The sequence below is a fragment of the Micromonospora sp. NBC_01392 genome (genome assembly GCF_045040125.1).
Taxonomy (GTDB): Bacteria; Actinomycetota; Actinomycetes; order Mycobacteriales; family Micromonosporaceae; genus Micromonospora.
In genome coordinates this window covers 6178098-6199513 of record NZ_CP109549.1, presented here as the reverse complement: position 1 = coordinate 6199513, position 21416 = coordinate 6178098, and the positions used below count along the sequence as shown (strand labels likewise).

Genomic DNA, 21416 nt, shown 5'->3' with positions numbered 1-21416 from the left:
ACGTGGACGTCGTCAGGACTGGGTACGTGACCACTGCTGGTTCGTGCCCCCGCCGCAGGTGAACTGCTGGACGTCCGCGCCGTCGCCGGTGGCGGCGTTGACCACGTCCAGGCACTTGCCGCTGTGCCGGGCCCGGAGCTGGAACCAACTGCCGACCGCGGCCCACTGCCACTGCTGGTTCGCGCCCCCGCCGCAGGTGTACTGGATGATGTTCGCGCCGTCGGCGGTGGACGCGTCGGCGACGTCCAGACACTTGCCGCTGTTGGCGTTCACCAGGCGGAACCAGCCGCCGCCGGCGTCCTGGAACTCCCACCGCTGGTTCCCGCCGCCGTTCCACGCCCACTGCTTGACCTCGGCGTTGTTCGCGGTGGAGTTGCCGATCACGTCCAGCACCCGACCGCTGTGCCGGGCGGTGACGCGGTACGAGACCGGCGTGTCACCGGTGACCGTCCCCGCGGCCGCGTCGATGGTGACCGACGGGTACCAGGTCAGGCTCATGCTGGTGCTGGTCGGGAACGAGATCGGCAGCCACACGTACTGCGAGTCGTTGACCGGCCCGCCCCATGCCCCCGCCCACCGGTCACCCAGGTAGAGGTAGCTGGTGGTGGCGGTGCCCTGGATCGGCAGCACGAAGGCGGGCTGGGAGTTGAACGTGGTGCCGTTGCCCACGTCGGTCCAGCCGCTCCACGGCCCCGAGATGCTCGACGCGGTGGCGTACCGGGCCTGGTTCGGGCTCCAGCCCGTTGCCGCGGAGGTCAGCAGGAAGTACGTGCCGCCCCGCTTGAACATCGCGGGCGCTTCGCGGGTCGCGCCGGCCCAGAAGTTGCCCACCAGGCCCGCGACGTTGAGATAGTCCGACGTGAGCCGGTAGATGTTCAGGTCGCGGTTCTCGTTGGCCGCCGAGATCATGTATGCGGTGCCGTTGTCGTTGTAGAGCGTGATGTCCCGGGACATGTGCTGCCCGAGCGGCCGGAAACTGCCGTGGTACGTGTAGGCGCCGTCCACCGTGGCCGACGACGCGACGGCGGCCCGGGCTTCGCTGTAGTCGGAGCCGTTCTCCTTGTGCATCCACATCACGAACCGACCGGTGCCGGCGTTGTAGATGACCTTCGGCCGTTCGATGTTGGCCCGCTGTAGTTCGGCCGCCGACGACTGGGTCAGCACGTTGTTGCGGAACTCCCAGGTGCGCAGGTCCGTGGAGCGGTAGACGGAGACCGCCCGGAACGTGTTGTCCGGGTTCCGGTTCTCGCCGAACCAGTAGTAGTAGTTGTCGACCTTGAGGACGCCGCCGCCGTGGGCGTGCACCACCGCGCCGCTCGTGTCGGTGAACTGCGTGCCGTTGGTGACCGTCACCGGTGCCGCCAGCGCGCCTGTGGCCGGCCCGACCGTCATCGCGAGGGCCATGACCAGCGCCGTCCCGGCCGCCAGCAGGCGTCCGATCGATCCGTCCGTGGGGGACCGCATGCCGGTCACCGACCGCAGACCGGCGTGAAGCCGCTGGACCAGCCGCTGACGGCCACCATCAGCCCGAACGTCGTCGAGGCGCCCGGCGCCAGCGTCTCGTTCCAGGAGGCGTTGCGGACCGTCACGTTCTGGCCGGCGCTCTCGGCCACCCCGCCCCAGATCGACTGGATACGCTCGTCGCCGGACCACCGCCACGAGACCAACCAGCCACGCATCGGCTCGGTTCCGGTGTTGCGCACGGTGACCGTGGCGATGAAGCCGCCGTACCACCTGCTGTCGATGGTGGCCGTCGCGGCGCACGTCGACGTCGGCAGCGTCCGCGCCGGCCCGCCGACGATGTACGGATCGCGCGTGCCGTGCGCGTCGCTGAACCGGAACCAGTAGTCGGTGTCGGGCGTCAGCCCGTCGACGGTCACCGTCCCGAAGAGTTCTGGCCCGGAGACGGCCTCGGCTACCGGATTGCGCCAACCGGTGGCGTCCTCGCGGCTGGTGAAGAGCGTGACGACCATCGGCGGGTCGTAACCGCAGGGCGGGCGGAGCAGGATCGAGTACCTGATGGCGACGCTGGTGGCGGTGGTGCCGGTCACCTGGCCGCTGACCGGTAGCGCCGGCGGGCACGCCACCGTCGGGGTGGGCGCGGGCGTCGTCATGACGGTGGCGGGCGACCGGGCGGCGCCGGTCGAGGCGGCCAGGCCGGTCAGGGTGAGGGCGGCGGCCAGAGCCGCGCCGAGGGTACGAATCATCTGCGCTCCTGAGCTGAGCTGCGGGCCCCGCGGCGCGATCGGCGGTGGTGGCGTTCAACCGCCCCGGTGGCGCAACGGCGGCACGGCGGACTGCCGGAGAGGACTGCCCGGCGCCGGGTGGCACACCACCCCGCGCGTCACTCTCCTGCTGGATCGAGCGGCTCGCCCCGGCTCCCGAGCGCGACCGGAGTCAGTCTGGCATTCGACAGACGTCGATTCAATGACGTCCCGTGCCGTGGTCACCCGGCGGGCGGGCGGCGCGGACTAGTCGGGCGCGATGCCGTGGGAGCGCAGAATCTGGCGTACGCGCTCACGCGTGTAACCGGTGACCCGCACGATGTCGACCTGGCGCATGCCGCCCCGGGACGCCTCCACGATGGCGGTGGCGAGCTGGTCGCGTGCCTCGGTGACCTTCTCCCGATCCTCCGCCGCGCGCTGGGCGGAGGCAGCGGCGGTCGCCTGCGCCATGTGAAACGCGCGCACCGCATCCGCCAGTCGGTTGGCCATGCCACAGATGATCTCATCGGCCAAATACAGCGTAAATTTCGCGATCATAATTGGCCAACAGTCAACAAGAAAAGCTACTTGATGAGGCCAAATGAACACTGGTAGTTTGGCATTGAGTCAGGCGACCTCAGCCACCCACGAGGAGGCGTCCGTGAGCAACCTACCCACCCTGCCCGAGTGCGGAGCACCGGCGACGCTGCGGATCGAGCTGTACGGCGCACACCCCGTACGCGATTGCCGCGCTGGGCCGGGCCGGGCTGGACGCGTACCCGATCGGTCTGGGGCCCGGGGTGTCGCGGCCCTGCGGGCACGTGTTCGTCTATCCGACCGGTGCCCTCGCCGCCCCGGACGACCTGGCCCACCCACGGTGGTGCGACCGGGACCGCTGCCGGCTCCGCGGCCGACACTGTTCCCGTGCCCGCCGGGTGGACACCAACCGCTCGGACTCGTCAGTCGTCGAGGTCGGGCTGGTGCGGGCGCTGCATCCCGCCGCCCAGACGATGGTGAGCCTGGGCGGCGCGGCCTCCGCCGTGGTGCTGTCGGTCGGGCAGGCGCGGGTGCTGCGGTACCGCCTGGCCCACCTGCTCGACCTGGCGGCGGTCAGCCGGCAGAGGTGAGCGGGGCTGGCTACCCTTGGCACCTGTGCCAGAGGGACACTCCATCCACCGACTCGCCGCCCGCCACGCCGAGTTGTTCGCCGGCGACAAGGTGCACGCCGACAGCCCGCAGGGGCGCTTCGCCGAGGGCGCGGCCCGGCTCACCGGCACCGTCCTGGACGGCACCGAGGCGTACGGCAAGCACCTGCTGCACCACTACGCCGGCGAGTTGACGCTGCACGTGCACCTCGGGCTGTACGGCAGGTTCGCCGACGGGCCGGGGGAGCCGCCGGCCCCGGTCGGCCAGCTCCGGCTGCGCCTGCACAGCGACCGCAACTGGTTGGAGCTGCGCGGCCCCGCCGCCTGCGAGCTGCTCACCCCGCCCGAGGTGGCGGTGCTGCGCGGCCGGCTCGGCCCGGACCCGCTGCGCGCCGACGCCGAACCGGACCGGGCGTACGCGCGGATCCGGCGCAGCCCCACCCCGCTCGCCGCGCTGCTGCTGGACCAGTCCGTGGTGGCCGGCACCGGGCTGATCTTCGTGACCGAGGCGCTGTTCCGCGCCGGGCTGCCGCCGCTGCTGCCCGGACGGGAGCTGACGCCGGCCGGCTGGGCGGAACTCTGGGCGGACCTGGTGATGCTGATGACCCGCGCGGTCGGGCGCGGCCGGATCGACACCGTGCGCGACGCGGACCTGCCGGAGGCGACCGGCCGGGCGCCGCGCGTCGACCGGCACGGCGGCGAGGTGTACGTCTACCGCCGCCCGGGCGCGCCCTGCCACGTCTGCGGCACCCCGGTGAGCCGGGGCACGCTGGCCGGCCGCAACCTCTACTGGTGCCCCACCTGCCAGGCCGACTGAGCTGCCGCACGCCGCCGGCTCGCCGCCCCGGCCAGCAGGTGGCTTCCCGGGTGACGTCGCCGGCCCGGCCGGCGGGTGGGTGGGCCTGTCACGTCTCGTCGAGCAGCCAGCGGGCCGCCTCGATGTTGCCGGGGAAGACCTCGTCGCCGCCGACGCTCCAGGCCAGCGTCTGGCCGATCGCCCAGCCGCGGACCCGGGCCCGGTCCAGGCCCAGCTCGGTGCTGAGCCGGTCGAGCCGGTGCCGCACCGCCGCCGGTGAGTGCCCCAGCTCGGCGCCCCGGACCAGCGGCACGACCGCGAACTCCCGCTCGCCGACAAGCGGTTTCGGGTCGATGACCAGCCACGGCTCGCGGTCGGCCGCCAGCACGTTGCCGGCGTGCAGATCCTGGTTGACCAGCACCTGTTCGCCCTGGTCCGGAGCCAGCTCGGCGAGCAGGCCGAGGGCGGCGTCGAGCAGCCGCCGCTCGTACGGCCGGTTGGTCCGCCGCCAGTTGGCCGGCATCCGCTCGGCCCAGCCGGCCGCCTCCTCGGCGAGCGGCGTGAACGGCGGGCCGGCCGGCACCGCGAGCCGGGGCAGCAGGCCGACCGCGGCGTCGAGCGCCTCGTCGAGCGCCAGCGTGTGCAGCGGTACGCCCGGGTCGCAGCGCTCGACCAGCAGCGCGCGGCGGTCGGCGTCGTGGGCGAGCAGCCGGATCGCGCCCCGGCCCGCCCAGTGCGCCAGCGCGGTGCCCTCGTGGACGCTGTCGTCGTCCGGGTACTGAAGTTTCAGCACCGCCCGCGTGCCGTCCGGCAGCTCGGCCGGCAGGGCCAGCGAGGCGAACGCGTAGGCGAACGGCGGCCCGACGGCCGTCAGCTCCCATTGCGCCTCGCACTCCGCCAACCGGTCCGGCAGCTCCGCCAGCCAGGCCCGCCCGAGCGGTGTCCGCTCGGTCCACCGCAACCCGTCCGGGATCTCCCACCGCATCCGGCCATCCTGACCGAGCGCGGCGTCCGGCGCCGCCCCGACCCCGGCCCGTCGGGACCCGGTCGCGGTCACCGCAGCCGCCGGATGTCGCCGTACGCCCGGTAGAAGCCACCCCGGCCGGACTCGCGGACCTCGCTGACCAGGTAGCGGGCCCCGGGTTCCCGGATGCCCTTCGGGAACTGGACCGACCAGTCCCGCTGGTAGCCGTCGGAGAGGACGTGGACCCGCAGCCGGCCGCCGTGCTCGACGCACTGCACCACCACGCCGTCCCGAGCGTCGGTGGTGACCTCGACCGTGGCCCAGGCGGCCGGCTCGGGCAGCCGGGCCGGCGCCTTGACGTCCACCACCTCGGGCACGTCGCCCGTCTCGGCCGCCCGGATCGCCGTCTCGTCGGCGTCGATACAGGCCAGGTGGCCGCTGGTGGTCACCACGTAGAGCCGCTGGTCGTGATACTGCATGGAGTACGCCGAGCCGCAGCCGGTGCCGAGCTTCCACAGCCGGTTGCCGGCCTCGTCGAAGCAGTAGATCGAGGAGGCGCTGTCCCCGGCGAAGACGTACCGGCCGTCCTCGGCGGTGGCGCAGGAGAAGACCGCGGCGTCACAGCGGTACGTCCGCTCGGCGCGGCCGTCCTTGCGCAGTCGCACCACCTCCCGGGTGCCGGTGCCGGCGAACACCGTGTCGCGCTCCTGCCAGCCGAAGAGCACCGCGCCGGTACGGGTGTGCCACAGCTCCCGCCCGGTGCGCCAGTCGTAGCCGGTGACCCCCTGCGAGTGGCCGTGGTAGAGCGCGTCGGCGTCGCAGCGCACCATCCAGGCGGACCGGCCACGCCCGGCCCGGCGCCAGAGGAACTCGTCCTCGTGGTCGAACGCGGCGACGCCGCCCTCGCGGTCGGAGACGCCGAGGACGCCGTCGTGGATGTCCAGCCAGTAGATGTCGATCTCCGGTGCGATCGCGTACGCCGCCCGGGGCACCTTGCCGGACAGGTCGTAGACGTTGCCGTCGTCGCAGCCGGCGTAGACCCAGGCGTCGTCGGCGACGATGCACTTCACGCCGTCGGGGAGCCGGACCTGGTTCACCATCCGGGCGTCGTGGTCCAGCGTGGTGATCACGCCGTGCTCGTTGCCGACCATGCAGTGCCGCCCGTCCACGAAGATGCCGAAGGCAGGCGCGCCCGAGGCGTACCGCCAGAGGACCGGGGCGGTGCGGGCGGTGGAGCGGGTGCTCACGATCTCCCGGCGGGAGACCGGCCGCTTCCGGCGCACGCCGGGCACTGCCGGAGCGTAGCCCTTGCGGATCTTCTCGCCGATCTTCTTCGCCGCGGCGGCCCGGGCCCGGGTGTTGTCCGGAAAAGCATTGGTCTTCACCTGCCCCTGGTCCCCGATCCGCCCGTAGCGGACCGTCAGCACGGTGTCGTCGACCACCACCTCGTAGAACTTGTGGGCCGCACCATCCACTTCGGACAGTTCGAGGTAAGTCGTCTCCGGCGACAAGGGGACCTCCAAGGAAAGCGCCGAACCAGCAACGCGCACAAGTTAGCCCCACCCCCTGACAGGGAGCCGGATGTTAAGCGGGGCACCCTCCTATGCAGAAGGCGTTAAGAGGGGGCCCCTCCTTACCTCTCGGCGAGGGCGTCGACGGCCTTGCGGGCGGCGATCAGCACCGGGTCCCAGACCGGGGCGTAGGGGGGTGCGTAGCCCAGGTCGAGCGCGGTCATCTCGTCCACCGTCATGCCGTTCCACAGCGCCACGGCCAACGCGTCGATCCGCTTGGCGGCCTCGGACCAGCCGACGATCTGCGCCCCGAGCAGCCGCCCGCTGGGCCGTTCGGCGATCAGCTTCACGGTCATCTTCTGGGCGCCCGGGTAGTAGCCGGCCCGGTTCGTCGACTCGGCGGTCACCGTGACGAACTCGAACCCGGCCTCGGTGGCGTCCCGCTCGCGCAGCCCGGTGCGCCCGACCTCCAGCTCACAGACCTTGGTGACGGCGGTGCCGATCACGCCGGGGAACGTGGCGTACCCGCCGCCGATGTTGATCCCGGCGACCCGGCCCTGCTTGTTGGCGTGCGTGCCGAGCGGGACGTGCACCGGCATGCCGCTGACCCGGTGCAGGCTCTCCACGCAGTCGCCGGCCGCCCACACGCCGGGCACGCCGGGCACCCGCATCCGGCGGTCCACCCGGATCGCGCCGGACGGCCCGAGCGGCAGGCCGGCGGCCTCGGCGAGCCGGGTGTTGGGGCGTACGCCGAGACCCAGCACCACGACGTCGGCCGGGACCGGCCCCTCGTCGGTGACGACCGCGGCGATCCGGCCGTCCCGTTCCTCCAGGCCGGTGACCGTCGTCCCGGTGCGGATGCCGATGCCGACCTGCCGCATCGCCTCGCCGACCAGCTCGCCCATGTCCGGGTCCACGGTGGCCATCGGCTGCGCGGCCTGCTCGACCAACTGGACCGTGAGCCCGCGGTGCACCAGCGCCTCGGCCATCTCGACGCCGACGTAGCCGCCGCCGACCACCACCGCGTGCCGCGGCCGGGGCTCGCGTTCGAGCCAGTCGAGCAGCGCGGCGCCGTCGTCGAGCGTCTGCACGCCGAACACGCCGGCCACCTCGCCGCGGGCCCACTCCGGCTGCACCGGGGTGGCGCCGGTGGCGTACACCAGCGTGTCGAAGCCGGCGCGGACCTCGCCGCCGCCGTCGAGGTCCCGGGCGACCACCTCGCGGCGGTCCAGGTCGATGGCGGTGACCTCGTGCCGGGTCCGGACGTCGATGTCGAAGTCGTCGCGGAACGCGGCCGGGGTGCGGGCGACGAGTTGGTCGCGTTCCGGCACCAGGCCGCTCACCCAGTACGGGATGCCGCAGGCCGAGTAGGACGTGAAGTGTCCCCGCTCGAACGCGACGATCTCCAGGTCCGCCCGGTCGCGGCGGCGCCGCGCCTGGGAGGCCGCCGACATGCCGGCGGCGTCCCCGCCGACGACGATCATCCGCTCCGCCACGCCGCCCATCCTGTCACGCCCCGACCGGGCCGCGGGGCGGCTCAACCACGGGTCTGCCGGGCCACGTCCGCGACCACGTCGACCAGCTTGCCGGTCTGGGCGAACACCGCCCGCTGCCGGGCCGCGCCGCTGCCGTGCCGGCGCAGGCCGTCCAGCAGCTCGGTCACCCGGTCGAGGTCGCCGTGCCGCGCCAGCTCCGGGCGGAGCCGGTCGACGAGTCGCTCCAGCAGCTCCCAGGCCGGGCGCAGCTCGCCGTCGGTCAGGTCGACGCCCTGGCCCTCCAGCCCGTCGTGGGCGGCCCGCCAGTGCGCGGCGACCAGCAGGTGATGGTCGGTGTTGACGGCCCGCCGACCGGCCGCGATGTCGGTGAGCGCGGTCGCGACCAGGCCCCGGACCAGCGCGGCCACCAGCACCGCGTCGTCCACCGACGGGCAGACGTCGCCGATCCTGATCTCCACGGTCGGGTACTTGGCGGAGAGCCGGGCGTACCAGTAGAGCATTCCCTCGTCGAGCATCACGCCGCTGGCGATGAGCTGCCGGATCAGCCGCTGGTAGTGCTCGTGCGACTCCAGGTAGGGCGTGGGCGCCACGGACGGCCAGCGTTCCCACTCGATCGAGCGCCAGCTCGCGTAGCCGGTGTCCGCGCCCCGGGAGAACGGGGAGTTGGTGGTGACCGCCTGGAGGATCGGCAGCCAGGGCCGGACGTGGTTGAGCACCCGCACGCCGGTGTCCGGGTCGGGCACGCCGACGTGCACGTGCATGCCGTTGTTGCCCGGACCGGGCACCAGCAGCCGGAACCGTTCGATCATCCGGTCGAAGCGCGGCTTGTCCACCACCGCCGGCACCGGCCCGTCGACCGGCCCGGTGCCGATCGCCAGCAGGCGTACGCCGGCCCGCTCGGCCGCGTCGGCCAGCTCGGCGCGGAGCATCCCCAGCGAGTGCCGGATCGAGGACAGCTCCAGCCCCGGCGGGCTGCCGATCTCGATCTGGCTGGTCTGGAACTCGCGTTCCACCTGGCCGCGCAGCTCGGCCGGCACCTGCTCCATCACCAGCTCGACGGCGGGCACGGCGGTCCCGGTGTGTGGATCGGCGAGCAGGAACTCCTCCTCCACGCCGACCGTCAGCAGGTCCGTCCCGCCCTCGGCGGCGTGCCGTTCCCGCTCCGCCACTGAGCCGCTCATCGCCACCACCGTCTCTTTCCGACCGGCCGCGACACGGTGCCGCGTGGTCGACGCTCTGTTACCCACCGTGTCGATGCACGAAAACGCGTCGGACGGCGTGTCGGCCCGATTCGCCCGGTCGGTCGTGCGCCGCCGTGCCCCGGAGGGCCGTCGGGTGACGGGACGCGGGACTACGATGAGCCGGCCCGGCGGGCGGTCGCCGGGCCGGAGGAGGTCGTGGTGACTCCGAACGGCACGTCGCGCACGGTGACCGGCGTTCGCGCCCAGGTTCCGCGCGGCTTCGCGATCCTGCTCGCGGTGATCGCGGCGGTGTGCGCGCTGGCGGCGCTGAGCAGCGCGGTGGCCGCCGACGTCCAACCGGTCCGCACCGCGATCGACGCGCTGCTGGTGCCCGCGCCGGCGAACCTCGCGTACGCGGTCTTCCTCGGCGTCCTCGCCGCCGCCGCGAGGCGACGCAAGCGGCTGGCCTGGTGGGTGCTGCTTGTCTACTTCAGTCTCACGCTGGTGGTCGGCCTGACGGCCGGTGGGCTGCTGCTGATGGTGGGCGCCAACGAGCTGAACCACGCCGCCGGCCAGCGCCTCTTCGGCACGCTGGAGACGATCGGCGTCTGGGTCGGCATCGCGTTCGCCGCCGCCGCGGTGGCGCTGCTGGTGGCCGCGCGGCGGGAGTTCTACGCCCGGGTCCGGCCCGGCAGCACCTGGCGTGCGCTGGGCGTGCTCGCCGGCCTGGCCGCCGCCTTCGTCGGCCTGGGCTATCTGCTGCTCCTGGTCGAGCCGGGCAGCCTGCACACCTGGTCGGACCGGCTGGGCTACGCGGTGGAGAAGGTCTTCGGTGGCGCGATCACGCTGGACCTGACCCGTCGGGGCCAGGCGCCCGGCTGGGTCAACCTGCTGCTCGGCGCGTTCGGCGCGACGGCGTTCCTGGCCGCGCTGTTCACGCTGGTCCGCTCGCAGCGGGCCAACGCGGTGCTGCACGCCGGCGAGGAGGAGCGGATCCGGGAGCTGCTGGCCCGGCACGGCGAGCGGGACTCGCTCGGCTACTTCGCCACCCGGCGGGACAAGGCCGCCGTCTTCTCGGCCAGCGGCAAGGCCGCGCTCACCTACCGGGTGGTCAACGGCGTCAGCCTGGCCAGCGGCGACCCGGTCGGCGACCCGGAGGCGTGGGGGCCGGCCATCGAGGCGTGGCTGGAGCACTCCCGGGCGTACGCGTGGACGCCGGCGGTGCTCGGCGCCAGCGAGGCCGGCGCGCGGGCGTACCGCCGGCACGGCCTGAAGGTGCTCCAGCTCGGCGACGAGGCGATCCTGCACACCCGGGAGTTCGACCTGGACGGCCGGGACATGCGACCGGTCCGGCAGGCGGTGCACCGGGTCGAGCGGGCCGGCTACACCGCCCGGGTCCGCCGGCACGCCGAGATCCCGCCGGAGGAGCTGGCCGCGGTGGCCGGGCTGGCCACCGCGTGGCGGGACACCGGGCACGAGCGCGGCTTCTCGATGGCGTTGGGCCGGCTCGGTGACCCGGCCGATGGTGACTGCGTGCTGGTCGAGGCGTGCGACGGCGCGGGCCGGGTGCGCGGGCTGCTCTCGTTCAGCCCGTGGGGCACGCGCGGCGTCTCGCTGGACCTGATGCGCCGGGACCGCGCCGCCGAGAACGGCGTCACCGAGTTCATGGTGGCCGCGCTGCTGGCCGCCGGCCCGCGCCTCGGCGTCGACCGGGTGTCGCTCAACTTCGCCGCGTTCCGGTCGGTGTTCGAGCAGGGCGCGCGGATCGGCGCCGGCCCGATCATCCGGGCCTGGCGGCACACGCTGCTCTTCTTCTCCCGCTGGTGGCAGTTGGAGTCGCTCTACCTCTCCAACGCGAAGTACCAACCGCACTGGACGCCGCGCTACCTCTGCTTCGCCGAGCGCCGGGAGCTGGCCCGGGTGGGTCTCGCGGCGGTCGCCGCGGAGGGCTTCCTGGCCCTGCCGGGTGGGCGGCCCACGCCGCTGCACGGGGTGCCGCCGGCCGGCGGCGGGATCGGCTACGTGCCGCCGACCGCCGCGGCGGTCCGGGCCGTCCCGCCGGAGCCGCCCGCCGCGCGCCGGCCGGAGCAGATCCGGGTACGCGTGGCGAAGCTCGACCGGCTGCGGGCCGCCGGCGTCGACCCGTACCCGGTGGGCTATCCGCGCACGGCGAGCTGCGCGGCGGTGCGGGACCGGCACGCCGGGCTGGCCCCGGACACCGGCGCCGGGGAGACGGTGGCGGTGGCCGGGCGGGTGCTGCTGGTCCGCGACCACGGGCGGGTCCTGTTCGCCACCGTCCGGGACGGCAGCGGCGATCTTCAGGTGATGCTGGAGCACGACCTGGACCGGTGGCGGTCGACTGTCGACATCGGCGACCACGTGGGCGCCACCGGCGAGGTGTACGCGACCCGACGCGGCGAGGTGTCGGTGCGGGTGTCCGGCTGGGAGCTGACCGCCAAGTGCCTGCGCCCGCTGCCGGACAAGCACCACGGGCTGGCCGATCCGGAGGCCCGGGTCCGGCAGCGGTACCTGGACCTGGCGCTGGACCCGGCGGCCCGGGAGATGGTGCGGGCCCGGAGCGTGACGCTGCACAGCCTGCGCGCCGGGCTGGCCGGGCGGGACTTCCTGGAGGTGGAGACGCCGATCCTGCAACGGGTGCACGGTGGCGCGAACGCCCGCCCGTTCGTCACCCACATCAACGCGTACGACCTGCGGTTGAGTCTGCGGATCGCGCCGGAGCTGTATCTGAAGCGGCTCGCCGTGGGCGGCATCGAGCGGGTCTACGAGTTGGGCCGGGCGTTCCGCAACGAGGGCGTGGACGCCACCCACAACCCGGAGTTCACCGTGCTGGAGGCGTACCAGGCGTACGCCGACTACCAGGACATGCGGGCGCTGGCCCGGGAGCTCATCGTGGCGGCGGCGACCGCGGTGCACGGTGCGCCGGTGGCCCGCCGGCCCGGCGGCGAGCTGGTCGACCTGGGCGGCGAGTGGCGCGCGGTCACGGTGCACGAGGCGGTCTCGGGCGCGCTGGGCGAGGAGGTCACCGCCGACACCGAGCTGGCCGCGCTGCGCAAGCTGGCCGACGCGGCCGGGGTGCCGTTCGATCCGCGCTGGTCGGCCGGCGCGGTGCTGCTGGAGCTGTACGAGCGGCTGGTCGAGGCGCGTACCGGGGCGCCCACGTTCTATCTCGACTTCCCGACCGAGGTGTCGCCGTTGACCCGGCAGCACCGGCGTGATCCCCGGTTGGCCGAGCGCTGGGACCTGGTGGCGTACGGGATGGAGCTGGGCACGGCGTACTCCGAGCTGGTCGATCCGACCGAGCAGCGGCGGCGGCTCACCGCGCAGTCGTTGCAGGCGGCCGGCGGCGACCCGGAGGCGATGGAGCTGGACGAGGATTTCCTCACCGCGCTGGAGTACGCGATGCCGCCGACCGGTGGGCTGGGGCTCGGCGTGGACCGCCTGGTGATGCTGCTGACCGGCCGTTCGATCCGGGAGACGTTGCCCTTCCCGCTGGTTCGCGAGTCCTCCTGACCGTCGCCGGCACCGGCATTCATTGAAGATTGTTGACAAATGCGGGGGTGGGCGCGTACAAATCGCTCTCAGAGAGCGCTCTCCGCCCCGTCCCCGCAGAGAGGCACCCCGATGAACCCGATTCCGGCGGCCCCGGCCGCCCCCACCACCGTGCCCCGGTCCCGCCGCCGGCTCGCCCTGGCCGCGACCGTGCTCGCCGCCACCACCGCGCTCGCCGGCGTCCAGATGACCGCGCAGGCGGCCGTGCCGTCCCCACCCGCCGGGTGGAACCTGGTGTGGAGCGACGACTTCACCGGCGCGGCCGGCACGCTGCCCTCGTCCGCCAACTGGATCGTCGACACCGGCACCAGTTACCCGGGCGGCCCGGCCAACTGGGGCACCGGCGAGATCCAGACCTACACCTCCAGCACCGCCAACCTGTCCCAGGACGGTGCCGGCAACCTGCGCATCACCCCGCTGAAGGACAGCGCCGGCCGCTGGACCTCGGCCCGGATCGAGACGGTACGCAGCAACTTCAAGCCGTCGAGCGGCGGCGTGCTGGCGATCGAGGGCCGCATCCAGATGCCGAACGTCACCGGCGCGGCGGCGGCCGGCTACTGGCCGGCGTTCTGGGCGCTCGGCTCGCCCTACCGGGGCAACTACCAGAACTGGCCGGGCATCGGCGAGTTCGACGTGATGGAGAACGTCAACGGGATCAACTCGGTCTGGGGCGTGCTGCACTGCGGCGTCGCGCCGGGCGGCCCGTGCGACGAGTTCAACGGCCGGGGCGCGTCCCGCGCCTGCCCGGGCAGCACCTGCCAGTCGGCGTTCCACACCTACCGATTCGAGTGGGACACCTCGGTGAGCCCTGCGCAACTGCGCTGGTACGTCGACGGCCAGCTCTTCCACACCGTCACCCAGACCCAGGTCGGTGAGCCGTACTGGACCCAGATGACCAGTCACGCCGGCTACTTCCTGCTGCTCAACGTGGCGATGGGCGGCGGCTTCCCGAACGGCGTCGCCGGCTCCGCCACGCCGACCGCGTCGACCGTCTCCGGCCGGCCGATGCTCGTCGACTACGTGGCGGTCTACTCACGGGGCGGCGGCGGCAACCCGTCGCCGACGCCGACCACGCCGCCGCCGGGCGGCGTGCGGGACGCGTACGCGACCATCCAGGCCGAGTCGTTCAACGCGCAGAACGGCGTGCAGGTGGAGACGTGCGCCGAGGGCGGGCAGGACATCGGCTTCCTGGCCAACGGTGACTGGACCCGCTACGACAACGTCGACTTCGGCTCCACGCCGCCACGGGACTTCGTGGCCCGGGTCGCGTCCGGCGCGGCGGCCGGGGTGAGCGGCCTGGTGGAGGTGCGGGTGGACAGCCCCACCGCGACGCCGATCGGCAGCTTCGCGGTCGGCAACACCGGCGGCTGGCAGACCTGGACGTCGGTGCCCGGCAACGTGGGCGCGGTGACCGGCCGGCACACCGTCTACCTCACGTTCAGCAGCGGTCAGCCGTCGGACTTCGTCAACGTCAACTGGTTCACGTTCCGCCGCTGATCGGCCCGGCGGTCAGCGCCCGGTGGTCACCGACTGCCGGGCGCGCCGCCGGCGCACCTTCTTCGCCGCCCAGCTCACGATCATCACGCCGAAGACCGCGAAGATCGCGTAGTTGAACCACTGGCTGTAGCGGTCGACGTCCTCCCAGCGCGAGCCGAGCAGGAAGCCGGCGCCCACGATCAGCGTGTTCCACACCCCGCTGCCGAGCGTGGTGAGCAGGATGAACTCGCCCAGCGGCATGCGGTTCGCGCCGGCCGGGATCGACACCAGGCTGCGGACCACCGGCACCACCCGGCCGATCAGCACCGCCCAGCGGCCGTGCCGCTCGAACCAGCGGTCCGCCTTCTCCAGGTCCTCCAGGTCGACCAGCGGGATGTGGTCGAGCCACCGCTTGAGCCGGTCCTCGCCGAGCACCGCCCCGAGCCAGTAGAGCACCAGCGCGCCGAGCAGCGAACCGGCGGTCGCGGCCAGCACGATCACCACCACGTTGAACCGGCCCTCGGCGGACAGGTAGCCCGCCATCGCCAGCACGATCTCGCTCGGGATCGGCGGGATGATGCTCTCCAGCGCCACGAGCAGCGCCACGCCGACCGCGCCCCACGCGTCGATCACGCTCGCCACCCACCCGGTCAGCCCGGTGAACTGGTTCGGATCGACGTTCTGGGCGAGGGCCATGGCGGTCCTTCCACGCGGGTGCCGGAGATCCGGGGGTAGTACCCGGGTGAGCTTTGCTCACACCCGCCGGTGACCGGGCTAACCCTCCGGGTGCAGCGCCTCGTCCGCCGGCCCCCGCCGCCAGCCGGTGAAGCGGACCAGCAGGCCGCCGTGGCTGGGCGAGCAGCAGTACGGCCCGGCCGTCGCCGACGCCGCCGGGTCGAGCGGCGCGACCCGCACCAGCCGCCACGGCTCGTCGTCCACCCGGGCGCGGACCGTCAACGCGTCGCCGGCCCGGCTCACCCGGACCGTCACCTCCCGCCCCGACCACTCCGGCACCGGCGCCACCGACCAGTCGGAGAACTCGTCGGTCACCACGGCGCCGACCTGCGGGACGCCGTCACTCACCTCGACCCCGGCCTTCGTCCACCGCCGCTCGTCCACCCGCACCAGCACGCCGGCCTGGTCGAACTGCGCGGCGTAGTCGAGCCGGAACGACACCTCCACGGCGGTGTCCCCGGCGAACGGCGCGAGCAGCGCCGAACCGTCGTCGTGCACGAAGCCGTAGCTGGTGCGCCGCCAGAAGTCGCTGCCCCCGCGCGGCTCGACAAGCAGCCCGCCGTCGACCGCCTCGGCCCGTTCCGGTGGGTTGAGCCACGTGCCGCCGGACCAGTCGGTGTCCTCGCTCATGCTGTGCTGGCTGGGCATGCCCTCACGGCCCTCGCTCCGCTCGGTGCGTTCGCTCATGCCGGCACCGTACCGGGTTTGCCAGGACGCGCGTTCGGAGAAGTAGAGCCCGCATGGGTGACAGGTGGTATCAGGAGGCGGTCGTCTACTGCCTCGACGTCGACACGTACGCGGACTCCGACGGCGACGGGGTGGGTGACTTCCAGGGGCTGATCGGCCGGCTGGACTACCTGGCCCGGCTGGGGGTGACCTGCCTCTGGCTCAACCCGATCCACCCGTCCCCCAACAAGGACGACGGGTACGACGCGACCGACTTCTACAACGTCGACCCGCGACTCGGGACGCTCGGCGACTTCGCCGAACTGCTGCACCAGGCACAGAACCGGGGCATCCGGGTGATCATCGACCTGGTGGTCAACCACACCTCGGACCAGCACCCGTGGTTCCAGTCCGCCCGGTCCTCGCCCGACTCGCCGTACCGCGACTGGTACGTCTGGGCCGACCACGAGCCGGACGACCGGCACCAGGGCATGGTGTTCCCGGGTGAGCAGCACGAGACCTGGACCTACGACCGGACCGCCAAGGCGTGGTTCTACCACCGGTTCTACAAGTTCCAGCCGGACCTGAACATCGAGAACCCGAAGGTCCGCGCGGAGATCAAGAAGATCACCTCGTTCTGGCTCCAGCTCGGCGTCTCCGGGTTCCGGATGGACGCCGTGCCGTTCATCATCGAGAAGACCGAGCCGGGCAACCCGAACGCGACCAAGGACTTCGAGTTCCTCACCGACCTGCGCCAGCACGTCCAGTGGCGGCGCGGCGACGCGGTGCTGCTGGCCGAGGCGAACGTCGAGCCGGACCAGTTGCCGGTCTACTTCGGTGACGGCAGCGGCTCGGGCAACCGGATCCACATGCTCTTCGACTTCATGATGAACGGCCGGCTGATGCTCGCGTTCGCCCGGGAGGACCCGGAGGCGATCATCGACGCGTTGCGCGACACCCCGAAGCTGCCGACCGGCGGCCAGTGGGCGACGTTCCTGCGCAACCACGACGAGATCGACCTGTCCCGGCTCACCGCCGACCAGCGCAACGACGTGTTGGCGAAGTTCGGCCCGGACGAGAACATGCAGCTCTACGGCCGGGGCATCCGCCGCCGGCTCGCGCCGATGCTCGGCAACGACCGCCGGCACATCGAGCTGGCGTACGCGCTCCAGTTCTCGCTGCGCGGCACGCCGGTGCTGCGCTACGGCGAGGAGATCGGCATGGGCGAGGACCTGACGCTGAAGGGGCGCGACGCGATCCGTACCCCGATGCAGTGGTCCTACAAGGAGAACGCCGGCTTCTCCACCGCCGAGCCGGAGAAGCTGGTCCGCCCGGTGATCGACAAGGGTGAGTACGGCTACCAGCAGGTCAACGTCACCGCCCAGCGCAAGGACCCGCGTTCGCTGCTCGGCTGGTTCGAGCGGATGATCCGGACGCTGCGGGAGGCCCCGGAGGTCGGCTCCGGCAGCACCACCCACATCGACGTGCCGATGCCGGCCGGGGTGCTCGCGCACCGCGCCGACGGGCGGACCGGGACCATGGTCTTCCTGCACAACCTCGGCACCGAGGACGTGGAGGTCGACCTGAGCACCCTGGCGCCGGAGGCGGACCTGCCGATCGACGTGCTGAGCGACCGCAACTACGACGAGGTGGGCAAGCTCGACCGGCTGAAGCTCAACGGCCACGGTTACCGCTGGATCCGGCTCTGCCGGGGTGGGGCGCTGTAGACGGACGTGACGGCGGGTTAGGCTCCTCCGATCGAGCCAAGTTACCGGGAGGTAATCATGTCGGAGGAGCCCCGCGTCGCCATCGTGACCGGAGCCGCACGCGGCATCGGCGCGGCCACCGCCCGCCGGCTGGCCGCTGACGGCATGGCCGTCGCCGTGGTCGACATCGAGGAGTCGGCCACCGCGGAGACCGTCGACGGCATCGTCGCCGCCGGCGGTCGGGCGCTCGGCGTCGGCGCGGACGTGGCCGACCGGGCCCAGGTGGAGGCCGCCGTCGAGCGGGTCGCCGCCGAGCTGGGCGCGCCGACCGTGCTGGTCAACAACGCCGGCGTGCTCCGCGACAACCTGCTGTTCAAGATGACCGACGCCGACTGGGACACGGTCCTGGGCGTGCACCTGCGCGGCGCGTTCCTGTTCAGCCAGGCAACCCAGAAGCACATGGTCGAGCGGAAGTGGGGCCGGATCGTCAACCTGTCCAGCACCTCCGCGCTGGGCAACCGGGGCCAGGCGAACTACGCCGCCGCCAAGGCCGGCATGCAGGGCTTCACCAAGACGCTCGCCATCGAGCTGGGCCCGTTCGGGGTGACCGTCAACGCGGTCGCGCCGGGCTTCATCGTCACCGACATGACCGCGGCCACCGCGGCCCGGATGAAGGTCGAGTTCGCCGCGCTCCAGGAGCACGCCGCCGCCGAGATCCCGGTCCGCCGCACCGGCCGCCCGGAGGACGTCGCGCACACCATCTCGTTCCTGGCCAGCGAGGGCGCGTCCTTCGTCTCCGGCCAGGTCATCTACGTGGCCGGCGGCCCCAAGGACTGACCGCCCCTGCTCCCCGGCGGATGGCCCCTCTTTCCCGGAAAGAGGGGCCATTTCGCGCTCCATGGCCACGCTTTCCGAGAAAGCGCGCCTCAGGAGGAGGAGGGCGTGGGGCGGGTGCGGGTGCGGTAGAGCCAGAGGAGGCCTAGTGCCGGCAGCACCAGCGGGATGTAGCCGTAGCCGCTGCCGAAGTCGGACCAGACCGTCTCGTCCGGGAACAGCTCCGGGTCGGCGATGCTCAGCACGCCCACCGCGAGCACCCCGACCAGCTCCACCGAACAACAGGCCAGCGCCACCCGGCGGCCGGCGTGCCCGGCCCGGGCCAGCCCGACCGCCGCCACGATGTAGATCAGCGCGGCCAGCGCGGAGAGCAGGTACGCCACCGGCGCCTCGTCGAACTTCGTGGCGATCTGGAGCCCGGCCCGCGACGTCGCGGCGATGGCGAACAGGATGTAGACCGCGATCAGCAGTCGCCCCGGCCCGCGGTTGGTGGCGCGTCCGGGCGCCCGGGTCTCAACCACCGACGACCTCCCAGGTCTGCTGCAACCGCACCACCACGACCGGCGTGACCAGGCAGATCGCGCAGACGATCGCCGAGCCCCAGCGGGTCGGCTCCATCCGGGCCAGCACCCAGGCCAGCGGCGGCAGGCAGACCAGCGTCACCAGGTAGCCGAAGAACGCCCCCGGCTCGCCCGGCCGGTCCCCACCGCCGAGGGCGACGAGCGCCACCACGGTCAGCGCCAGCAGCGCCACCTCCACCACGGCCAGGCCGGCGAACTGGATCCGGTCCGGCGGCTGCTGGCGTACGGCGGCCACCAGGGCCCAGACCGCGACCGCCAGCGACAGCACGATCGCGATCGTGGGGAGGAACCCGTCCACCGGCGAGCCCGCCGCCGCGGCGCTGGTCATCGACGCAGTGTCGTTCACCGGCCCAGCCTACTAAGTCGTGTAGTAGCCGGCCGCCGCGCGGGTCGGGGCGCGCCGGCCGGGCCGGACGACTAGCGTGGATCACGGTCCCGGCGTACGCCGGTGGCCCACGACGACGGCAGGGGGCAGGGGTGCGCTTCGGGTTGTTCGGCACCGGTCACTGGGCGGCGGAGACACACGCCGCCGCCATCGACGCCCACCCCCGGGCCCGACTGGCCGGCGTGTGGGGGCGCAACCCGGCGAAGGCGGAGGCGCTGGCCACCCGGCACGGCGTGCCGGCCTTCACCGACGTCGACGCGCTGCTCGACGCCGTCGACGCGGTCGCCGTGGCGCTCCCGCCCGACGTACAGGCCGACATCGCGGTCCGGGCCGCCACCGCCGGGCGGCACCTGCTGCTGGACAAGCCGCTGGCGCTGAGTCTCGCCGACGCCGACCGGGTGGTCGCCGCCGCCGAGGCGTCCGGGGTGGCCTCGGTGGTCTTCTTCACCCAGCGCTTCCACCCCAACGTCACCGGCGTCCTCGCCTCGGCCGCCGCGGCCGGCGGTTGGCAGCACGCCCGGGGGAGCATGTTCGCCTCGATCTACCAGCCCGGGAACCCGTACGGCGACTCGCGGTGGCGGCGCGACCGGGGCGCGCTGTGGGACATCGGCCCGCACGCGTTGTCCCTGATCCTGCCGGTGCTCGGCCGGGTCACCCGGGTCGCCGCGATGGACGGGCCGAGCGGCCTGGTGCACCTGCTGCTCACCCACGACGGCGGCGCGACGAGCACGCTCTCCCTCACCCTCGACGCGCCGGCCGAGGCGGTCACCCGTGACTTCGTCCTGTTCGGCGCGAACGGCACCGAGAGCATCCCGCCCGGTGACGGCAGCGCGCTCCAGGCGTTCGGCGCCGCGCTCGACCAGTTGCTGGCGGAGGTGGACGCCGGCACCCGCGACCACCGCTGCGACGTGCGGTTCGGCCGGGACGTGGTGGCGGTGCTCGACGCCGCCGAGACCGCCCGGGCGCAGGGGCGCACGGTCGACGTGTGAGAAAACCCGTCGCGGGGCGGCGGGCCGGCCGCTAGCGTCGCGCGCATGTTCACGCATGCCCTGATCGACGTGGCCGTCGCGCCGGCCGCGTCCGGGCTCCTTCTGGTCGCCCGTCCGCGGGTCCGGCGCCCGGCCCTGGCCGGCCGGGACGCCCACCGCGCCTGACGCCCCGCGTCCCGACCACCTTCCCAGGGCCGTCCGAGTCCGATCCACTCGGACCGCCCGCCCGTGCGATCCACGCCGGCTCGTCGAGCCCGGCGGCGTCCTGGCTCCTTCCGGACCCCGCCGCCGTCCGGCGTGGCGTCGACCTCTGCGCAGCGGTCCGTACCCGTCGCCGTCCGGCGACAGACAGGACGAACCCGTGGCGCCCCGCCGACTCCGCACCACCGCACGCGACCGGTCCCGTCGCGTACTGTCCCAGAACTTCCTCGCCGATCCGGCCGCCGTCGCACGGATCGTCCGGGCGGCCCGCCCCGGCCCGGCCGACCTGCTGCTGGAGGTGGGCGCCGGACGCGGCCAGCTCACCCGCCCGCTCGCCGCGCGGTGCGGGCGGCTGATCGCGTACGAGGTGGACCCGGCCGTGTTGCCGGAGCTGACCGCGACCTGCGCGCCGCTGCCGCACGTCGAGGTCCGGGCGGCCGACTTTCTCTCCGCGCCGACGCCCGAGGAGCCGTTCTCGGTGGCCGGCAACATCCCCTGGTCGCTGACCGCGGCCGTGGTCCGGTGGTGCCTCGCCGCGCCCGGACTGCGCGCGGCCACGCTGCTCACCCAGCTCGACTACGCCCGTAAACGCGCCGGCGACCACGGCCGGTGGAGCCGGCTCACGGTGCTCACCTGGCCGGAACACCACTGGCGGCTGGCCGGCCTGGTGCCCCGGGGCGCGTTCCGGCCGGTGCCCGCGGTGGACGGCGGCATCCTGCGCCTGGAGCGCCGGACCGTACCGCTGCTGGCGCCGGGCGTGCTGCCCGCGTACCGGAGGATGGTGGAGCTGGGCTTCGGCGGGGTCGGCGGCTCGCTCGCGGCCTCGCTGCGCACCGCCCACCCGCGCCGCCGGGTCGACGGCGCGTTGCGGGCCGCCCGGATCGCGCCGGACACCCCGGTCGGGCTGGTCTGGCCCGAGCAGTGGCTGGTGCTGTTCCGCCTGCTGCACGCCGCTGATCCGGGACGGGCCGGGAAT

At 73.4% G+C, this 21416-nt stretch carries 18 protein-coding genes and 1 pseudogene; 8 read left to right on the top strand and 11 right to left on the bottom strand.

The window, feature by feature from the left end; translation table 11 throughout:
- Positions 1 to 12: 12 nt before the first annotated feature.
- The 3 genes from OG767_RS26910 to OG767_RS26900 all read right to left on the bottom strand — a co-directional run bounded on the left by OG767_RS26910 (position 13) and on the right by OG767_RS26900 (position 2714).
- The gene (locus OG767_RS26910; protein ID WP_405091034.1) at positions 13 to 1464 is read right to left on the bottom strand and encodes an RICIN domain-containing protein; all 1452 of its coding nucleotides are present in this window, start codon (positions 1462 to 1464) and stop codon (positions 13 to 15) included.
- Positions 1465 to 1469: 5 nt separating this feature from the next.
- A complete protein-coding gene (locus OG767_RS26905; RefSeq protein WP_405091033.1) occupies positions 1470 to 2207 on the bottom strand; it encodes a cellulose binding domain-containing protein in 738 nt (245 codons plus the stop codon).
- A 264-nt stretch (positions 2208 to 2471) separates the two neighbouring features.
- On the bottom strand, positions 2472 to 2714 hold the full coding sequence (locus OG767_RS26900) for a hypothetical protein (RefSeq protein ID WP_405091032.1): 243 nt from the start codon (positions 2712 to 2714) through the stop codon (positions 2472 to 2474).
- Between the two features lie 311 nt (positions 2715 to 3025).
- On the opposite strand from OG767_RS26900, the gene OG767_RS26895 reads away from it, so the two are divergent.
- Entirely contained in the window at positions 3026 to 3331 is a 306-nt protein-coding gene (locus tag OG767_RS26895; protein ID WP_405091031.1) for a hypothetical protein, read from the top strand.
- Positions 3332 to 3356: 25 nt separating this feature from the next.
- Positions 3357 to 4166 carry an Fpg/Nei family DNA glycosylase gene (locus OG767_RS26890; RefSeq protein WP_405091030.1) on the top strand — a complete coding sequence of 270 codons (810 nt, stop codon included), beginning with the start codon at positions 3357 to 3359 and terminating at the stop codon, positions 4164 to 4166.
- Positions 4167 to 4254: 88 nt separating this feature from the next.
- Here the strand turns inward: OG767_RS26890 and OG767_RS26885 are convergent, their stop codons facing one another.
- From OG767_RS26885 to OG767_RS26870, 4 genes are all read right to left on the bottom strand, one after another.
- Positions 4255 to 5202, bottom strand: coding sequence for an aminoglycoside phosphotransferase family protein (locus OG767_RS26885; RefSeq protein WP_405091029.1), 948 nt, complete (start codon positions 5200 to 5202; stop codon positions 4255 to 4257).
- Positions 5199 to 6620, bottom strand: coding sequence for a WGR domain-containing protein (locus OG767_RS26880; protein ID WP_405091028.1), 1422 nt, complete (start codon positions 6618 to 6620; stop codon positions 5199 to 5201). The genes OG767_RS26885 and OG767_RS26880 overlap by 4 nt, the downstream gene beginning before the upstream one ends.
- A gap of 122 nt (positions 6621 to 6742) precedes the next feature.
- Positions 6743 to 8116, bottom strand: coding sequence for an FAD-dependent oxidoreductase (locus tag OG767_RS26875; RefSeq protein WP_405091027.1), 1374 nt, complete (start codon positions 8114 to 8116; stop codon positions 6743 to 6745).
- A gap of 41 nt (positions 8117 to 8157) precedes the next feature.
- A complete protein-coding gene (locus tag OG767_RS26870) occupies positions 8158 to 9306 on the bottom strand; it encodes a glutamate--cysteine ligase (RefSeq protein WP_405091026.1) in 1149 nt (382 codons plus the stop codon).
- A gap of 210 nt (positions 9307 to 9516) precedes the next feature.
- On the opposite strand from OG767_RS26870, the gene lysX reads away from it, so the two are divergent.
- Both lysX and OG767_RS26860 read left to right on the top strand, forming a co-directional pair.
- A complete protein-coding gene (gene lysX / locus OG767_RS26865) occupies positions 9517 to 12828 on the top strand; it encodes a bifunctional lysylphosphatidylglycerol synthetase/lysine--tRNA ligase LysX (RefSeq protein ID WP_405091025.1) in 3312 nt (1103 codons plus the stop codon).
- 111 nt (positions 12829 to 12939) lie between these two features.
- Positions 12940 to 14364, top strand: coding sequence for a carbohydrate-binding protein (locus tag OG767_RS26860; RefSeq protein WP_405091024.1), 1425 nt, complete (start codon positions 12940 to 12942; stop codon positions 14362 to 14364).
- 12 nt (positions 14365 to 14376) lie between these two features.
- Here the strand turns inward: OG767_RS26860 and OG767_RS26855 are convergent, their stop codons facing one another.
- Positions 14377 to 15039 (bottom strand): DedA family protein, encoded by a 663-nt coding sequence (locus OG767_RS26855; protein ID WP_405091023.1) that lies wholly within the window; start codon positions 15037 to 15039, stop codon positions 14377 to 14379.
- Positions 15040 to 15117: 78 nt separating this feature from the next.
- On the bottom strand, positions 15118 to 15765 hold the full coding sequence (locus OG767_RS26850) for a DUF1349 domain-containing protein (protein WP_405091022.1): 648 nt from the start codon (positions 15763 to 15765) through the stop codon (positions 15118 to 15120).
- Between the two features lie 53 nt (positions 15766 to 15818).
- On the opposite strand from OG767_RS26850, the gene OG767_RS26845 reads away from it, so the two are divergent.
- Both OG767_RS26845 and fabG read left to right on the top strand, forming a co-directional pair.
- Positions 15819 to 17471: an alpha-amylase family protein gene (locus tag OG767_RS26845; protein WP_405091021.1), complete on the top strand. Its 1653-nt coding sequence runs from the start codon at positions 15819 to 15821 to the stop codon at positions 17469 to 17471.
- Between the two features lie 57 nt (positions 17472 to 17528).
- Positions 17529 to 18287 carry a 3-oxoacyl-ACP reductase FabG gene (gene fabG, locus OG767_RS26840; protein ID WP_107162571.1) on the top strand — a complete coding sequence of 253 codons (759 nt, stop codon included), beginning with the start codon at positions 17529 to 17531 and terminating at the stop codon, positions 18285 to 18287.
- A gap of 89 nt (positions 18288 to 18376) precedes the next feature.
- On the opposite strand, the gene OG767_RS26835 is transcribed toward fabG, so the two are convergent.
- Together OG767_RS26835 and OG767_RS26830 are read right to left on the bottom strand one after the other, a co-directional pair.
- Complete coding sequence (locus OG767_RS26835) at positions 18377 to 18805, bottom strand: hypothetical protein (protein ID WP_405091020.1); 429 nt, start codon at positions 18803 to 18805, stop codon at positions 18377 to 18379.
- Entirely contained in the window at positions 18798 to 19193 is a 396-nt protein-coding gene (locus OG767_RS26830) for a hypothetical protein (RefSeq protein WP_199199984.1), read from the bottom strand. The genes OG767_RS26835 and OG767_RS26830 overlap by 8 nt, the downstream gene beginning before the upstream one ends.
- Positions 19194 to 19342: 149 nt before the next feature.
- On the opposite strand from OG767_RS26830, the gene OG767_RS26825 reads away from it, so the two are divergent.
- Complete coding sequence (locus OG767_RS26825) at positions 19343 to 20239, top strand: Gfo/Idh/MocA family protein (RefSeq protein WP_405091019.1); 897 nt, start codon at positions 19343 to 19345, stop codon at positions 20237 to 20239.
- 361 nt (positions 20240 to 20600) lie between these two features.
- A pseudogene (gene erm / locus OG767_RS26820) lies at positions 20601 to 21392 on the top strand (ErmE/ErmH/ErmO/ErmR family 23S rRNA (adenine(2058)-N(6))-methyltransferase); the annotation flags it as partial.
- Positions 21393 to 21416 lie beyond the last annotated feature (24 nt).

What these genes read in the sequence shown, in the direction of transcription:
- OG767_RS26910 (WP_405091034.1), bottom strand. Translation starts at nt 1,464, where the DNA reads ATGCGGTCCCCCACGGACGGATCGATCGGACGCCTGCTGGCGGCCGGG.
- OG767_RS26905 (WP_405091033.1), bottom strand. Translation starts at nt 2,207, where the DNA reads ATGATTCGTACCCTCGGCGCGGCTCTGGCCGCCGCCCTCACCCTGACC.
- OG767_RS26900 (WP_405091032.1), bottom strand. Translation starts at nt 2,714, where the DNA reads ATGGCCAACCGACTGGCGGATGCGGTGCGCGCGTTTCACATGGCGCAG.
- OG767_RS26860 (WP_405091024.1), top strand. Translation starts at nt 12,940, where the DNA reads ATGAACCCGATTCCGGCGGCCCCGGCCGCCCCCACCACCGTGCCCCGG.
- OG767_RS26855 (WP_405091023.1), bottom strand. Translation starts at nt 15,039, where the DNA reads ATGGCCCTCGCCCAGAACGTCGATCCGAACCAGTTCACCGGGCTGACC.
- OG767_RS26850 (WP_405091022.1), bottom strand. Translation starts at nt 15,765, where the DNA reads ATGAGCGAACGCACCGAGCGGAGCGAGGGCCGTGAGGGCATGCCCAGC.
- OG767_RS26845 (WP_405091021.1), top strand. Translation starts at nt 15,819, where the DNA reads ATGGGTGACAGGTGGTATCAGGAGGCGGTCGTCTACTGCCTCGACGTC.
- fabG (WP_107162571.1), top strand. Translation starts at nt 17,529, where the DNA reads ATGTCGGAGGAGCCCCGCGTCGCCATCGTGACCGGAGCCGCACGCGGC.
- OG767_RS26830 (WP_199199984.1), bottom strand. Translation starts at nt 19,193, where the DNA reads ATGACCAGCGCCGCGGCGGCGGGCTCGCCGGTGGACGGGTTCCTCCCC.